Origin of the sequence: Metasolibacillus fluoroglycofenilyticus, from assembly GCF_003049645.1 — a bacterium.
In the GTDB taxonomy this organism is placed as follows: domain Bacteria; phylum Bacillota; class Bacilli; order Bacillales_A; family Planococcaceae; genus Metasolibacillus; species Metasolibacillus fluoroglycofenilyticus.
Genome location: NZ_PYWK01000004.1, coordinates 22,944 through 36,712, shown reverse-complemented (window position 1 = coordinate 36,712; position 13,769 = coordinate 22,944). Strand labels below are relative to the sequence as shown.

Below are 13,769 nucleotides of genomic sequence, written 5' to 3'. Positions count from 1 at the left end.
AAATGAAGATACATGAAGAATGCAGGGGGAATAGACAATGAATATTTTAACGGCTCGCAAAGTCCGTAAAACATATGGAAAACGATTGACGGCAGTTGAGGTATTAAAGGGTATAGATTTAGAAGTGAACAAAGGTGAGTTTGTTGGCATTATGGGCCCTTCAGGCTCTGGAAAAACAACATTATTGAATGTATTATGCTCTATTGACCATGTGACAGAAGGAATTGTAGAAATTAATGGGCAACTATTGCAGGAAATGAAGGAGCGTCAGCTAGCTGCCTTTAGACGTGATGCATTAGGCTTCATTTTCCAAGATTATAATTTGCTTGATACATTAACTGTCAAAGAAAATATTTTATTACCTTTAGCAATCAAAAAAACACCTCAGAAAGCAGCCGAACAACGCTTTCAAGAGTTGGTGGAGATTCTAGGTATTGAAGATATTGTGGCAAAATACCCAAATGAAATTTCTGGTGGGCAAAAGCAGCGTACTTCTGCGGCACGTGCATTAATTACAAACCCGTCGATTGTCTTTGCAGACGAGCCAACGGGGGCGCTCGACTCGAAATCAGCAACAGCGCTACTAAAAAATTTGGAGCAAATTAACCAGCAGCGTCATGTGACGATTATGATGGTGACACATGATGCAGTGGCAGCAAGCTTTTGCTCGCGTGTGCTCTTTTTGAAGGATGGGGCACTTTATACAGAGCTTTATAAAGGGGATAAAACACGTCAGGAGTTTTTCCAACAAATTTTAAGCACGCAGAGCGTTCTAGGCGGTGATGGCTATGACGATTAATCGTCTAATCAAACGCTCGATGCTGAAAAATATGCGTCATTATTTTTTATATTTCTTTTCGTTAATTTTTAGTGTGACACTATATTTTTCTTTCGTGACATTGCAGTTTAACGAAGAAGTGTTAAAGCAAGCGTCGAATAGTCCAACAGCGTCTGCAGGCTTTAAAGCGGCATCTTATTTACTTTACTTTATTGTGTTGTTTTTTGTACTTTATGCCAATCATCTATTTACGAAAAGGCGCAGTAAAGAAATTGGGATGTACCAGCTTATCGGGATGACGAAGGGGCTTATCTTTCGCTTAATAGCTATTGAAAATATCGTATTATTTAGTGGTGCTGTGTTAATTGGGATTGTTACAGGTCTTTTAAGCTCTCGATTATTTACAATGATTTTAATGAAGGTTTTGGGACAAGAATCGTTAGTACAATTGACATTTAACGCTAAAGCGATTACGCAAACTATAGTGCTTTTCAGTATCATGCTAATTGTTATTTTAGTACAACTAAGTTGGATGATACGACGGGTTTCGCTGTTATCACTTTTTACAGCATCCAATCAAACAGAGGAGCGTGTAAAACGCTTTAGTATATGGCAAATGTTAGTTGGGGCGCTTGGGCTTGTCTTAATTGGCTACGGCTATTATGAATCAACACAATTGTTTAATAGCAATCAAGCGGATCGAATATTTATTAATATGTTGCTTATTTTAGCGCTAACAATCGGTGGGGCATTTTTAGTGTTCCGTTACTCGGTGGCATTTATTTTTAATTTACGTAGATTATCTAAAAATGGCCACCTAACGGCGACAGATGTATTAGCAGTTACACCGATTATGCATCGCATGAAGGGAAATGCTAAATCATTAACGCTAATTACTGTATTAACAGCTGTGTCGCTCGCAATTTCAACACTTGCTTATATAGCCTATTATTCTGGCGAGCAAGCGGTAGCGACAACGGTGCCCGCGGATTATGTGTTAACAACAGAGAAGGGCCCGACGTTTTTAGCGTTGCTAGCCCAGCATAATATTGACTACAAGGAAGTCACATACGAGGATCTTTATGTGCAATTTGATGTTGCGGGCCTGTTAAAAAATCCTGCTGATGAACAAGAGCTATTTTATTCAGAGAGCTCTACAAAAAGGGTGTTATCCCAATCTACTTATGAGCAATTAAAGGGAAAAGTAGAGCTACAAAAAGATGAAGCTATAATAACAAATATGACAGGCTATGTAACGAAGCTCTACGGCTTTAACAAACAAGGAGAAATCAATGTTACAGTAGAGTCTTTGGGCAATCGATTAGAGGACACATTAAAGATTGTTGATGTAAAGGAAGAAAGCGCCATTGTTAATGATGGAAGTGCTGGAGTCATCTATGCAGTGCTCGTCGTATCTGATGAAAAATATGAACAATATAAAGAGTTTTATGGCAAAAGAGATCGTGTACCTCAAACGCTCGTATTTTTAGAAAATAAAAGTGACGTAGCAATGGCTGAAGAGCTCTATATGCAGTCTGGGGCGGATATTCGGAAAATTATTACTAATGAAGGAGAAAAATCGATTATTCTTAAACAAAATTCCTATAAGCAGGAATGGCAAGATTATATGAATTTTTCTGGTATGACAATTTTTATTGCTGCTTTCCTCGGATTGGCATTTTTATTAACGACAGGTAGCATTCTATACTTTAAGCAAATCGCTGAGGCGGATGATGAACAGGCAAGCTATACAACTTTAAGAAAAATTGGTTTTTCCGAGCAAGATATTTTAAGGGGAGTTATTTGGAAGCAAGTATTTAACTTCGGAGTACCTTTATCAATTGGCCTGCTGCATAGCTATTTTGCAGTCAAATCAGGGTGGTTTCTATTCGGTACAGAGATGCTTATACCGATGCTTATTATGATGGGACTCTATATACTTATGTACATCGTATTTATGCTGCTGTCGATTCGATATTATAAAAAGGTAATTAAGAACAGCTTATAAAGGGCTATTAAATAGGAAGAGATTGAAAATAAAAGAAGGGGGCGTCCGAAAAAATGTGCGAAGCACTGCTTTTTAGACGCTCTTTTTGAATGAATATGCAAAGTAAAATAGCAGGCAGCTTATAGGATAAGCATTTATTACCCAAAAAGTGTTTGTTTATAAAAAAGCATACATAAACGGAATAATCACAGTAAAACGAGCTACAATTATTACTTGCAATGATGGGAAATATTTTATATACTAAAAAACGGCTTATAAATATAGCGAAATAAATAATGAGTTAGTAAGACATTCGATTTTTTTTATAAAACTACTTGCTTATTGCAATAGTATTGTATATAATATTGAATGTTGGTCTTTGACTGCGATGAAGCGAGAGGTTGCCGACACACCCGGCCGCTTTGCCATGGCGGTGTGTGGGAGAATTTTCGTGGAGAATGTCTAGAAAATAGGCGAGAAGGAGGGAAAGTAATGGCAAAACAAAAAATTCGTATTCGTTTAAAAGCGTATGATCACCGTATTCTTGATCAGTCTGCTGAGAAAATTGTTGAAACTGCTAAACGTTCAGGTGCAAGCGTATCGGGTCCGATTCCGCTACCAACGGAAAGATCTGTGTATACAATTCTTCGTGCGGTTCACAAGTACAAAGATTCTCGTGAGCAATTCGAAATGCGTACGCATAAACGTCTAATCGATATCGTTAACCCAACACCACAAACTGTTGATGCGTTAATGAAGCTTGATTTACCATCTGGCGTTGATATTGAAATCAAACTTTAATGGTAAAACACAATAGAACTTTTAAAATTTACAGGAGGTGTGACAAATGGCTAAAGGAATCTTAGGTAGAAAAATCGGTATGACTCAAGTTTTCGCTGAGAACGGTGATTTAATCCCAGTAACAGTAATCGAAGCTACTCCAAACGTAGTTCTTCAAAAGAAAACAGTTGAAACTGATGGCTACGAAGCAGTTCAAATTGGTTTTGAAGATAAGCGCGTTAAGCTTTCAAACAAACCAGAACAAGGTCACGTAGCAAAAGCAAATACGGCTCCTAAGCGCTTCATTCGTGAATTCCGTAACGTAAGTGTGGAAGAGTACGAAGTTGGTCAAGAAGTCAAAGTAGAAATTTTCGCAGAAGGCGATGTAATTGATGTAACAGGTGTTTCGAAAGGTAAAGGTTTCCAAGGTGCAATTAAGCGTCACGGACAATCTCGTGGTCCTATGAGCCACGGTTCTCGTTATCACCGTCGCGTTGGTTCTATGGGTCCTGTTGCTCCGAACCGCGTATTCAAGCAAAAGAAATTACCTGGTCAAATGGGTGGCAACGTTGTAACAATCCAAAACCTTGAAATTATTAAGGTGGATGCAGAGCGTAACCTATTATTAGTTAAAGGTAATGTTCCTGGTTCTAGAAAATCATTAGTAACAGTTAAATCTGCTATTAAATCTAAATAATTTCAAAGAGAAAGGAGGAAACAGGAATGGCAAAAGTATCTGTACTTAGTCAAACAGGCGCTTCAGTTGGCGAAATCGAATTAAACGATGCGATTTTCGGAATCGAGCCAAACGAAGCTGTATTATTCGACGCAGTAATCGCACAACGCGCTTCTCTACGTCAAGGTAATCACAAAGTAAAAAACCGTTCTGAAGTTGCTGGTGGTGGTCGCAAGCCATGGCGTCAAAAAGGAACTGGTCGTGCTCGTCAAGGTTCGATCCGCTCTCCACAATGGCGCGGTGGTGGTATCGTATTCGGTCCAACTCCACGAAGCTATTCATATAAATTACCGAAGAAAGTTCGTCGCTTAGCTCTTAAATCAGCTTTATCAGCTAAAGTCGTAGAACAAAACTTCTTAGTGCTTGATGCATTAACTTTAAATGCACCAAAAACTAAAGATTTCGCTGCTATTTTAAAAGCATTAGAAATCAATTCAAAAGCATTATTCGTTACTGCTGAGTTAGATGAAAACGTAGCATTATCTGCTCGTAACATCCCAGGTGTAACTGTTTTAACAGCTAACGGAATCAACGTTCTTGATCTTGTAGGTCATGATAAAGTTGTATTCACAAAAGCTGCAGTAGAAAAAGTCGAGGAGGTGCTTGGATAATGGAAGCACGTGATATCATTAAACGTCCGGTCATTACTGAGCGTTCTTCTGAATTAATGGCAGAGAAAAAGTATACTTTCGAAGTAGACACTCGCGCTAACAAAACACAAGTTAAAGACGCTGTTGAAGAAATCTTTGGTGTTGAAGTTGATAAAGTAAACATCATGAACTACAAAGGTAAATTCAAGCGCGTTGGTAAATACAGCGGCTACACTAACAAACGTCGTAAGGCAATTGTTAAATTAACTGCTGATTCAAAAGAAATCGAATTATTCTAATAGATAGCTTAATCTGAGCAATTATAGAAGGAGGGAACACAAATGGCGATTAAAAAGTATAAACCAACCTCAAATGGTCGTCGTAACATGACGTCATCTGACTTTGCGGCAATTACTACTAATAAACCTGAAAAGTCTTTATTAGCTCCTAAAACACGCAAAGCTGGTCGTAATAACCAAGGTAAAATTACTGTTCGTCATCACGGTGGCGGTCATAAGAAGCAATACCGCGTAATCGATTTTAAACGTGTTAAAGATGGCATTCCAGGCCGCGTTGCTACAATCGAGTATGATCCAAACCGTTCTGCGAATATCGCATTAATCAACTATGCTGACGGTGAAAAACGTTATATCTTAGCTCCAAAAGGTCTTGAAGTAGGTCAAACGATCGTTTCTGGTCCAGAGGCAGATATTAAAGTAGGTAACGCATTACCATTAGCAAACATTCCAATGGGTACAACAATCCATAACATCGAGTTAAAACCTGGTAAAGGTGGACAATTAGTACGTTCTGCTGGTACTTCAGCACAAGTACTTGGACGTGAAGGTAAATACGTAATCGTTCGTCTTCAATCTGGTGAAGTTCGCTTAGTATTAGCTACTTGTCGTGCAACAATCGGTCAAGTTGGTAACGAGCAACACGAACTTATCCACATTGGTAAAGCAGGTCGTTCTCGTTGGTTAGGTAAACGCCCAGTAGTTCGTGGTTCTGTAATGAACCCTAACGATCACCCACACGGTGGTGGTGAAGGACGTTCTCCAATCGGACGTAAATCTCCAATGACACCATGGGGTAAACCAGCTCTTGGTTATAAAACACGTAAGAAGAAAAACAAATCTTCTAAATTTATCATTCGTGGACGTAAAAAATAAAGTGATTGTACTACGGTTCGCTAGAAGAGCCGTGGTGGGATCACGGAGGGAGGTTCCTAAATGGGTCGCAGCTTGAAAAAAGGACCTTTTGTCGATGAACACCTTATGAAAAAGGTTGAAGCGCAAGAGGCTTCTGAGAAAAAACAAGTAATTAAAACTTGGTCTCGCCGTTCTACTATCTTCCCGAACTTTATCGGACAAACAATCGCTGTATATGATGGACGTAAACACGTTCCTGTATATGTGACAGAAGATATGGTAGGTCACAAATTAGGCGAGTTCGCACCGACACGTACTTACAAAGGTCACGGTGCAGACGATAAGAAAACAAGACGCTAATTTTGAGAGGAGGTAAATCCTAATGACACAAGCTAAAGCTATCGCTCGTACAGTTCGTATCGCTCCTCGTAAAGTACGTCTAGTAGTAGACTTAATCCGAGGCAAGCAAATCGGTGAAGCAGTTGCAATTTTACGTCATACTCCAAAAGCGGCGTCTCCAGTCGTTGAGAAAGTATTAAAATCTGCAGTTGCTAACGCTGAACATAACTATGAGTTAGATGTAAACAACTTAGTTGTATCTGAAATCTTTGTTGATGAAGGTCCAACATTAAAACGTTTCCGTCCACGTGCTCAAGGACGTGCAAGCGCAATTAATAAACGCACAAGCCACATTACAGTTGTGGTATCAGAGAAGAAGGAGGGTTAATCCGTGGGTCAAAAAGTACATCCAATAGGACTACGAGTTGGTATTATTCGTGATTGGGAATCAAAATGGTTCGCTGAGAAAGACTATGCTGCTCTTTTACACGAAGATATCAAAGTTCGTAAATATATCGAATCTACATTAAAAGATGCATCTGTATCTAAAGTAGAAATCGAGCGCGCTGCAAATCGCGTAAACATCACAATTCACACTGCGAAACCAGGTATGGTAATCGGTAAAGGCGGTACGGAAGTTGAAAACTTACGTAAACACTTAAGCGATACAACTGGCAAGCGTGTTCACATTAATATCGTGGAAATCAAACGTGCTGATCTTGATGCTCGTTTAGTAGCAGAAAACATCGCTCGTCAACTTGAGAACCGCGTATCATTCCGTCGTGCTCAAAAACAAGCAATCCAACGTACAATTCGCGCTGGTGCAAAAGGTATTAAAACACAAGTATCTGGTCGTTTAGGTGGCGCTGATATTGCGCGTGCTGAACACTATAGTGAAGGAACTGTTCCACTTCATACGCTACGTGCTGACATCGATTATGCACATGCAGAAGCTGATACAACTTACGGTAAATTAGGCGTTAAAGTTTGGATCTACCGTGGTGAAGTCCTTCCTACTAAAAAGAACTCTGTGGAAGGAGGCAAATAATAATGTTATTACCAAAACGCGTTAAATATCGTCGTGAACACCGTGGTAAAATGCGTGGTGAGGCGAAAGGCGGTAAAGAAGTAACATTTGGTGAATGGGGCTTACAAGCTACAACAGCATCATGGATTACAAACCGTCAAATTGAATCTGCTCGTATCGCAATGACACGTTACATGAAACGTGGCGGTAAAGTTTGGATCAAAATTTTCCCACATAAACCTTATACGAAAAAGCCTCTAGAAGTCCGCATGGGTTCTGGTAAAGGTTCTCCTGAAGGTTGGGTAGCAGTAGTAAAACCAGGAAAAATTATGTTTGAAATCGCGGGTGTATCTGAAGAGATTGCACGTGAAGCGCTTCGTTTAGCATCACATAAGCTTCCTGTTAAATGTAAGATCGTAAAACGTCAAGAAACTGGTGGTGAATCTAATGAAAGCTAATGAAATCCGTGACCTTGCCACTTCTGAAATCGAATTAAAAGTGAAATCACTGAAAGAAGAGCTTTTCAACCTTCGCTTCCAATTGGCGACTGGTCAATTAGAAAACACAGCTCGCATCCGCGAAGTTCGTAAAGCGATTGCGCGCATGAAAACTGTGATTCGTGAAAGAGAAATCAGTGCACAATAATACGAATAAAGGAGGTTTTCTGGCATGACTGAGCGTAACCAACGCAAAGTTTACACAGGCCGTGTTGTTTCAGATAAAATGGACAAAACTGTTACAGTATTAGTTGAAACATACAAAAAGCACAAGCTTTATGGCAAACGTGTAAAATATTCTAAAAAGTTCAAAGCTCATGATGAGCAAAACACTGCGAAAATCGGTGATATCGTACGTATCATGGAAACTCGCCCGCTATCAGCTACTAAACATTTCCGTCTAGTGGAAGTTGTAGAAAAAGCGGTTATTATCTAATAACTATTTCGGAAAATACCTATTCCGAAGGGAGGTAACCTAAGTGATCCAACAAGAAAGTCGTATGAAAGTTGCTGACAACTCAGGTGCACGTGAAGTTTTAACTATTAAAGTACTTGGTGGTTCTGGACGTAAAACTGCTAACATCGGCGATATCGTCGTATGTACAGTTAAGAAAGCAACACCAGGTGGCGTTGTCAAGAAAGGTGACGTTGTTAAGGCTGTTATCGTTCGCACAAAATCTGGCGTTCGTCGTAAAGATGGTACTTACATTAAATTTGATGAAAATGCTTGCGTTATTATCAGAGATGATAAGTCACCACGCGGAACTCGTATTTTCGGACCTGTTGCACGTGAACTACGTGACAGCAACTTCATGAAAATCGTTTCTCTAGCTCCAGAAGTTCTTTAATTTTCATGACAGTACCAATCAAGGAGGTGCGACACACAATGCATGTTAAAAAGGGCGACAAGGTAAAAGTTATTACTGGTAAAGATAAAGGCAAAGAAGGCGTTATTTTAGCTGCTTTCCCAAAACAAGACCGTGTTCTTGTTGAAGGCGTTAATATCGTTAAAAAGCATATCAAACCTAACCAGTTAAACCCACAAGGTGGTATTGTATCTCAAGAAGCTGCAATCCACGTATCGAACGTAATGCTAATCGATCCAAAATCTGGCGAGCCGACTCGTGTAGGTTACAAAATCGAAAATGGTAAAAAAGTTCGTGTTGCAAAAAAATCAGGTGTAGTAATCGACTAACAAGTAAAACGAGAAAGGAGGTACGAACATGAGCCGCCTAAAAGAAAAATTTGTAAATGAAGTTTCACCTGCTCTAGTGAGCAAGTTTGAATATAAATCAGTAATGCAAGTGCCAAAAGTAGAGAAAATCGTTATTAACATGGGTGTTGGTGACGCTGTACAAAACTCTAAAGCACTAGATGCTGCTGTAGAAGAATTAGCAACTATCACTGGTCAAAAGCCAGTTGTAACGAAAGCGAAAAAATCGATTGCAGGTTTCCGTTTACGTGAAGGTATGCCTATCGGTGCTAAAGTTACATTACGCGGTGAGCGTATGTATGAATTCTTGGATAAATTAATTTCTATCGCACTACCACGTGTACGTGACTTCCGCGGTGTTTCTAAAAAAGCATTCGACGGTCGCGGTAACTACACATTAGGTGTGAAAGAACAATTGATTTTCCCAGAAATCGATTACGATAAAGTTTCGAAGGTACGCGGTATGGACATCGTGATCGTAACGACTGCGAATTCTGATGAAGAAGCTCGCGAGTTATTGACACAATTCGGTATGCCGTTCCAAAAGTAATTAAACAAGGAGGGCGAAAACGTGGCTAAAAAATCAATGATCGTTAAACAACAACGTAAGCAAAAGTTTAAAGTACAAGAATATACACGTTGTGAACGCTGTGGTCGTCCACATTCTGTATATCGCAAATTTAAGCTTTGCCGTATTTGTTTCCGTGAACTTGCATATAAGGGACAAATTCCTGGCGTTAAAAAAGCCAGCTGGTAATCCCCTAATTTTGGGAAGGAGGTAAATTTTCATGACAATGACTGATCCGATTGCAGATATGCTTACTCGTATTCGTAATGCGAACATGGTTCGTCACGAGAAATTAGAAGTTCCTGCTTCTAACTTAAAGAAAGAAATCGCTGAAATCTTAAAGCGTGAAGGTTTCGTACGTGACGTTGAGTATGTTGAAGATAACAAGCAAGGAATCATCCGTATCTTCTTAAAATACGGTAAAGATAATGAGCGTGTAATTACTGGTTTAAAACGTATTTCTAAACCTGGTTTACGTGTATACGCTAAAACAAACGAAGTACCTAAAGTATTAAACGGTCTTGGTATCGCTTTAGTATCAACTTCACAAGGTTTATTAACTGACAAAGAAGCTCGCGCTAAACAAGTTGGCGGAGAAATCTTAGCATACGTTTGGTAATTAGTAACAAAAGAATGGAGGTGCAACTTACATGTCTCGCGTAGGTAAAAAACTTATCGAGGTACCTGCTAACGTAACTGTCACTGTCACTGATGACAATACAGTAACTGTTAAAGGTCCAAAAGGTGAATTAGTTAATCAATTTAATCAAGATATGAAAATCGAGCAAGAAGGCAACATCATCACTGTTGTTCGTCCATCTGAATCGAAAGAACACCGTACAAACCACGGTACAACTCGTGCGTTATTAGCTAACATGGTAACGGGTGTTTCTGAAGGTTTCTCTCGTACTCTAGAACTTATCGGGGTAGGTTACCGTGCTCAATTGCAAGGTAACAAACTTGTACTTAACGTAGGTTACTCTCATCCAGTAGAGTTTACACCTGAACAAGGTTTAGAGATTGAAGTTCCTTCAAACACGAAAATTATCGTTAAAGGTATTAACAAAGAACGCGTTGGTGCATTAGCATCTAACATCCGTGACGTTCGTCCTCCAGAGCCATATAAAGGCAAAGGAATTCGTTATGAAGGCGAATACGTTCGTCGTAAAGAAGGTAAAACAGGTAAATAATGCTAAAAGCAAGCATTAGAAAGGAGTGACCTCTGTGATTACGAAACAAGATAAAAATCAGGTTCGTAAAAAACGTCATGCACGTGTACGTTCAAAAATTACGGGTACTGCTGAGCGTCCACGCTTAAACGTATTCCGTTCTAACAAGAACATTTACGCACAATTAATCGATGACGTTGCTGGTGTAACTTTAGTATCTGCCAATACACAAGAAAAAGCTTTCGAGGGTAGCGGATCTAACGTTGAAGCAGCAGCTAAAATCGGTGAAGCAATCGCAAAACGCGCTGCGGAAAAAAATATTACTGCTGTTGTATTTGACCGTGGTGGTTACTTATATCATGGACGTGTGAAAGCTTTAGCAGAAGCTGCACGTGAAAACGGCTTAGAATTTTAATAAGAAGGAGGGACATACTTCATGAGTCGCATTGACGCAAACAAATTAGAGCAACTTGAAGAACGCGTAGTTACAATTAACCGTGTAGCGAAAGTTGTTAAAGGTGGACGTCGCTTCCGCTTCACAGCACTTGTTGTTGTTGGAGATAAGAACGGCCATGTAGGTTTCGGTACTGGTAAAGCACAAGAGGTGCCAGACGCAATCCGTAAAGCTGTTGAAGACGCGAAGAAAAACTTAGTCGAAGTACCACGCGTAGGTGGAACTACTCCACACTTAGTGCAAGGTCGCTTTGGCGCAGGTAAAGTATTAATTAAACCTGCTGCTCCAGGTACAGGGGTTATCGCTGGTGGTCCAGTACGTGCTGTATTAGAGTTAGCTGGTATTACTGATATTCTTTCAAAATCTCTAGGTTCAAACACACCAATTAACATGGTGCGTGCAACTATTGCAGGTTTAACTGAATTAAAGCAAGCTGAGGATGTTGCAAAACTTCGCGGTAAATCAGTGGAAGAATTATTAGGATAAGGGGGGAATTATAATGGCTAAATTACAAATTACCCTTTCTAAATCTGTGATTGGTACAAAACCAGCACAACGTAAAACAATCGAGGCTCTTGGATTACGCAAAACGAATCAAACTGTTGAACACGCTGATAACGAAGCTGTTCGCGGTATGCTTACAAAAGTAGCTCACTTAGTTACTGTAAAAGAAATCTAATTTCATATCATTGAACAAGGAGGTGCCACTCATAATGAAACTTCATGAGTTGAAACCAGCAGAAGGATCACGTAAAGTACGTAACCGAGTTGGTCGTGGTATCGGTTCTGGTAACGGTAAAACTGCAGGTAAAGGTCACAAAGGTCAAAACGCTCGTTCTGGCGGCGGCGTTCGCCCAGGATTTGAGGGTGGTCAAAACCCACTATTCCGTCGTTTACCTAAACGAGGCTTTACAAATATTAACCGTAAAGAATACGCTATCGTTAACCTTGATGCATTAAACCGTTTTGAAGATGGTGCAGAGGTAACTACTGCATTATTAGTAGAAACTGGTATTGTGAGTAATGAAAAAGCTGGTATTAAAGTTTTAGGTAACGGAACTTTAACAAAAAAGCTTACAGTAAAAGCTCATAAATTCTCAGCTTCTGCGAAAGAAGCTATTGAGAATGCTGGCGGAACAACTGAGGTGATCTAATGTTTCAAACGATCTCTAACTTTATGCGCGTTCGAGATATACGAAATAAAATCATCTTTACATTATTAATGCTCATCGTTTTCCGTATCGGGACGTTTATTCCCGTACCAAACGTCGACGCAAATGTATTGAAAGCTGCTGATGAATTTAATATTATTGGCTTCTTAAATACTTTCGGTGGTGGTGCCTTGGCAAACTTCTCTATCTTTGCGATGGGGATTATGCCATACATTACTGCTTCAATTATTGTGCAGTTATTGCAAATGGATGTTGTACCTAAATTTGCAGAATGGGCTAAACAAGGTGAAGTTGGTCGCCGTAAGTTAGCACAATTCACACGATATTTTACAATCATTTTAGCGCTAATCCAATCATTTGCTATGTCATTTGGCTTTAACCAGCTTTATGGCGGCTCATTGATTACAGACACTAGCGTTGGTTCGTATTTAACTATCGCAATTGTGCTTACAGCAGGTACTGCCTTCCTATTATGGCTGTCTGAGCAAATTACAGCAAATGGTGTAGGTAATGGTATTTCCATTATTATCTTTGCTGGTATCGTTGCAGCAATTCCAACTGCAGTTAACCAAGTTTATGCACAACAAATCGAAGGTGCAGGCGAGCAACTATTCATTCGAATTGTCATTCTTGCCTTGTTAGTACTAGTTCTTCTTGCAGTTATTGTTGGAGTAATTTATGTTAACCAAGCGTTGCGTAAAATTCCAATTCAATATGCAAAGCGAGTAACTGGTCGTGCGCCTCAAGCAGGTGGTCAACAAACGCACTTACCGTTAAAGGTAAATGCTGCAGGGGTTATTCCGGTAATCTTTGCGATGGCGTTTATTGTAACACCGCAAACTTTGGCGACATTCTTCGGTGAAAATAGTGTTACAAGATTTATTACAAGTATGTTTGATTATAAGCAAACGACTGGATTAATAGGTCTAACTCTTTATATCGCTTTAATCATTGCCTTCACATATTTCTATGCGTTCGTTCAAGTGAACCCAGAAAATGTAGCAGACAATTTAAAGAAACAAGGTGCATACATTCCGGGCATTCGTCCAGGTAATGATACGCAGGCTTATTTAACAAAAGTTCTTTATCGTTTAACTTTCGTTGGCGCTATCTTCCTATGTGTCATCTCTGTTATGCCTATTTTATTCACTACATTTATGAACTTACCTGCTTCTGCTCAAATCGGTGGAACAAGTATGATTATCGTAGTTGGTGTAGCACTTGAAACAATGAAGCAATTAGAGTCACAACTAGTGAAACGTCATTATAAAGGCTTTATGAAATAATGTTGGTTTTAGGGAACGATTT

At 39.5% G+C, this 13,769-nt stretch carries 24 protein-coding genes; all 24 read left to right on the top strand.

From position 1 onward, the window contains the following. Positions 1-37 precede the first annotated feature (37 nt). The 24 genes from C9J36_RS13900 (at position 38) to secY (ending at position 13,747) form a co-directional block, all read left to right on the top strand. On the top strand, positions 38-799 hold the full coding sequence (locus C9J36_RS13900) for an ABC transporter ATP-binding protein (RefSeq protein ID WP_066168864.1): 762 nt from the start codon (positions 38-40) through the stop codon (positions 797-799). Further along, on the top strand, positions 789-2,786 hold the full coding sequence (locus C9J36_RS13895) for an FtsX-like permease family protein (RefSeq protein WP_107943491.1): 1,998 nt from the start codon (positions 789-791) through the stop codon (positions 2,784-2,786). Before C9J36_RS13900 ends, C9J36_RS13895 begins: the two co-directional genes overlap by 11 nt. A 471-nt stretch (positions 2,787-3,257) precedes the next feature. Beyond that, positions 3,258-3,566 carry a 30S ribosomal protein S10 gene (gene rpsJ, locus C9J36_RS13890; protein ID WP_042478628.1) on the top strand — a complete coding sequence of 103 codons (309 nt, stop codon included), beginning with the start codon at positions 3,258-3,260 and terminating at the stop codon, positions 3,564-3,566. A 46-nt stretch (positions 3,567-3,612) separates the two neighbouring features. Further along, positions 3,613-4,242, top strand: a complete 630-nt coding sequence (rplC, locus tag C9J36_RS13885) for a 50S ribosomal protein L3 (protein WP_066168869.1) — start codon at positions 3,613-3,615, stop codon at positions 4,240-4,242. Between the two features lie 26 nt (positions 4,243-4,268). Next, the gene (gene rplD, locus C9J36_RS13880; RefSeq protein ID WP_066168871.1) at positions 4,269-4,892 is read left to right on the top strand and encodes a 50S ribosomal protein L4; all 624 of its coding nucleotides are present in this window, start codon (positions 4,269-4,271) and stop codon (positions 4,890-4,892) included. Then, on the top strand, positions 4,892-5,170 hold the full coding sequence (gene rplW / locus C9J36_RS13875; protein WP_042478634.1) for a 50S ribosomal protein L23: 279 nt from the start codon (positions 4,892-4,894) through the stop codon (positions 5,168-5,170). The genes rplD and rplW overlap by 1 nt, the downstream gene beginning before the upstream one ends. Before the next feature lie 42 nt (positions 5,171-5,212). Beyond that, positions 5,213-6,043 (top strand): 50S ribosomal protein L2, encoded by an 831-nt coding sequence (gene rplB, locus C9J36_RS13870; protein WP_066168877.1) that lies wholly within the window; start codon positions 5,213-5,215, stop codon positions 6,041-6,043. Between the two features lie 60 nt (positions 6,044-6,103). Continuing rightward, positions 6,104-6,382, top strand: coding sequence for a 30S ribosomal protein S19 (rpsS, locus tag C9J36_RS13865; protein ID WP_066168880.1), 279 nt, complete (start codon positions 6,104-6,106; stop codon positions 6,380-6,382). Between the two features lie 22 nt (positions 6,383-6,404). Continuing rightward, positions 6,405-6,749: a 50S ribosomal protein L22 gene (gene rplV / locus C9J36_RS13860; RefSeq protein WP_042478638.1), complete on the top strand. Its 345-nt coding sequence runs from the start codon at positions 6,405-6,407 to the stop codon at positions 6,747-6,749. A gap of 3 nt (positions 6,750-6,752) precedes the next feature. Next, entirely contained in the window at positions 6,753-7,409 is a 657-nt protein-coding gene (gene rpsC, locus C9J36_RS13855) for a 30S ribosomal protein S3 (RefSeq protein ID WP_066168883.1), read from the top strand. Between the two features lie 2 nt (positions 7,410-7,411). Further along, on the top strand, positions 7,412-7,846 hold the full coding sequence (gene rplP, locus C9J36_RS13850) for a 50S ribosomal protein L16 (RefSeq protein ID WP_066168885.1): 435 nt from the start codon (positions 7,412-7,414) through the stop codon (positions 7,844-7,846). After that, positions 7,836-8,033, top strand: coding sequence for a 50S ribosomal protein L29 (gene rpmC / locus C9J36_RS13845; RefSeq protein ID WP_042478642.1), 198 nt, complete (start codon positions 7,836-7,838; stop codon positions 8,031-8,033). Before rplP ends, rpmC begins: the two co-directional genes overlap by 11 nt. Before the next feature lie 24 nt (positions 8,034-8,057). Continuing rightward, positions 8,058-8,321: a 30S ribosomal protein S17 gene (gene rpsQ / locus C9J36_RS13840; RefSeq protein ID WP_066168887.1), complete on the top strand. Its 264-nt coding sequence runs from the start codon at positions 8,058-8,060 to the stop codon at positions 8,319-8,321. A gap of 43 nt (positions 8,322-8,364) precedes the next feature. Next, complete coding sequence (gene rplN, locus C9J36_RS13835; protein ID WP_004233650.1) at positions 8,365-8,733, top strand: 50S ribosomal protein L14; 369 nt, start codon at positions 8,365-8,367, stop codon at positions 8,731-8,733. A gap of 38 nt (positions 8,734-8,771) precedes the next feature. Beyond that, the gene (rplX, locus tag C9J36_RS13830; protein WP_042478647.1) at positions 8,772-9,080 is read left to right on the top strand and encodes a 50S ribosomal protein L24; all 309 of its coding nucleotides are present in this window, start codon (positions 8,772-8,774) and stop codon (positions 9,078-9,080) included. Between the two features lie 28 nt (positions 9,081-9,108). Continuing rightward, entirely contained in the window at positions 9,109-9,648 is a 540-nt protein-coding gene (gene rplE / locus C9J36_RS13825; protein WP_042478649.1) for a 50S ribosomal protein L5, read from the top strand. Between the two features lie 21 nt (positions 9,649-9,669). Continuing rightward, complete coding sequence (locus C9J36_RS13820; protein WP_004233656.1) at positions 9,670-9,855, top strand: type Z 30S ribosomal protein S14; 186 nt, start codon at positions 9,670-9,672, stop codon at positions 9,853-9,855. A gap of 31 nt (positions 9,856-9,886) precedes the next feature. Next, a complete protein-coding gene (gene rpsH, locus C9J36_RS13815) occupies positions 9,887-10,285 on the top strand; it encodes a 30S ribosomal protein S8 (protein WP_042478650.1) in 399 nt (132 codons plus the stop codon). Between the two features lie 31 nt (positions 10,286-10,316). Further along, positions 10,317-10,856, top strand: coding sequence for a 50S ribosomal protein L6 (gene rplF, locus C9J36_RS13810; RefSeq protein ID WP_066168890.1), 540 nt, complete (start codon positions 10,317-10,319; stop codon positions 10,854-10,856). Positions 10,857-10,890: 34 nt separating this feature from the next. After that, entirely contained in the window at positions 10,891-11,250 is a 360-nt protein-coding gene (gene rplR / locus C9J36_RS13805) for a 50S ribosomal protein L18 (RefSeq protein WP_066168893.1), read from the top strand. A gap of 21 nt (positions 11,251-11,271) precedes the next feature. Then, positions 11,272-11,775, top strand: coding sequence for a 30S ribosomal protein S5 (rpsE, locus tag C9J36_RS13800; protein WP_066168896.1), 504 nt, complete (start codon positions 11,272-11,274; stop codon positions 11,773-11,775). Between the two features lie 10 nt (positions 11,776-11,785). After that, on the top strand, positions 11,786-11,968 hold the full coding sequence (rpmD, locus tag C9J36_RS13795) for a 50S ribosomal protein L30 (RefSeq protein WP_201261960.1): 183 nt from the start codon (positions 11,786-11,788) through the stop codon (positions 11,966-11,968). A 34-nt stretch (positions 11,969-12,002) separates the two neighbouring features. Beyond that, the gene (rplO, locus tag C9J36_RS13790) at positions 12,003-12,443 is read left to right on the top strand and encodes a 50S ribosomal protein L15 (protein ID WP_066168902.1); all 441 of its coding nucleotides are present in this window, start codon (positions 12,003-12,005) and stop codon (positions 12,441-12,443) included. Continuing rightward, on the top strand, positions 12,443-13,747 hold the full coding sequence (gene secY, locus C9J36_RS13785; RefSeq protein WP_066168906.1) for a preprotein translocase subunit SecY: 1,305 nt from the start codon (positions 12,443-12,445) through the stop codon (positions 13,745-13,747). Before rplO ends, secY begins: the two co-directional genes overlap by 1 nt. Positions 13,748-13,769 lie beyond the last annotated feature (22 nt).

Coding starts and splice junctions, on each gene's coding strand:
- C9J36_RS13900 (WP_066168864.1), top strand. CDS start 38: ATGAATATTTTAACGGCTCGCAAAGTCCGTAAAACATATGGAAAACGA.
- rplV (WP_042478638.1), top strand. CDS start 6,405: ATGACACAAGCTAAAGCTATCGCTCGTACAGTTCGTATCGCTCCTCGT.
- rpsS (WP_066168880.1), top strand. CDS start 6,104: ATGGGTCGCAGCTTGAAAAAAGGACCTTTTGTCGATGAACACCTTATG.
- rplC (WP_066168869.1), top strand. CDS start 3,613: ATGGCTAAAGGAATCTTAGGTAGAAAAATCGGTATGACTCAAGTTTTC.
- rplO (WP_066168902.1), top strand. CDS start 12,003: ATGAAACTTCATGAGTTGAAACCAGCAGAAGGATCACGTAAAGTACGT.
- rpsQ (WP_066168887.1), top strand. CDS start 8,058: ATGACTGAGCGTAACCAACGCAAAGTTTACACAGGCCGTGTTGTTTCA.
- rplW (WP_042478634.1), top strand. CDS start 4,892: ATGGAAGCACGTGATATCATTAAACGTCCGGTCATTACTGAGCGTTCT.
- rplD (WP_066168871.1), top strand. CDS start 4,269: ATGGCAAAAGTATCTGTACTTAGTCAAACAGGCGCTTCAGTTGGCGAA.
- rpsH (WP_042478650.1), top strand. CDS start 9,887: ATGACAATGACTGATCCGATTGCAGATATGCTTACTCGTATTCGTAAT.
- rplF (WP_066168890.1), top strand. CDS start 10,317: ATGTCTCGCGTAGGTAAAAAACTTATCGAGGTACCTGCTAACGTAACT.
- rplE (WP_042478649.1), top strand. CDS start 9,109: ATGAGCCGCCTAAAAGAAAAATTTGTAAATGAAGTTTCACCTGCTCTA.
- rplP (WP_066168885.1), top strand. CDS start 7,412: ATGTTATTACCAAAACGCGTTAAATATCGTCGTGAACACCGTGGTAAA.
- rpmC (WP_042478642.1), top strand. CDS start 7,836: ATGAAAGCTAATGAAATCCGTGACCTTGCCACTTCTGAAATCGAATTA.
- secY (WP_066168906.1), top strand. CDS start 12,443: ATGTTTCAAACGATCTCTAACTTTATGCGCGTTCGAGATATACGAAAT.
- rplB (WP_066168877.1), top strand. CDS start 5,213: ATGGCGATTAAAAAGTATAAACCAACCTCAAATGGTCGTCGTAACATG.
- rpsJ (WP_042478628.1), top strand. CDS start 3,258: ATGGCAAAACAAAAAATTCGTATTCGTTTAAAAGCGTATGATCACCGT.
- rpsE (WP_066168896.1), top strand. CDS start 11,272: ATGAGTCGCATTGACGCAAACAAATTAGAGCAACTTGAAGAACGCGTA.
- C9J36_RS13895 (WP_107943491.1), top strand. CDS start 789: ATGACGATTAATCGTCTAATCAAACGCTCGATGCTGAAAAATATGCGT.
- rplX (WP_042478647.1), top strand. CDS start 8,772: ATGCATGTTAAAAAGGGCGACAAGGTAAAAGTTATTACTGGTAAAGAT.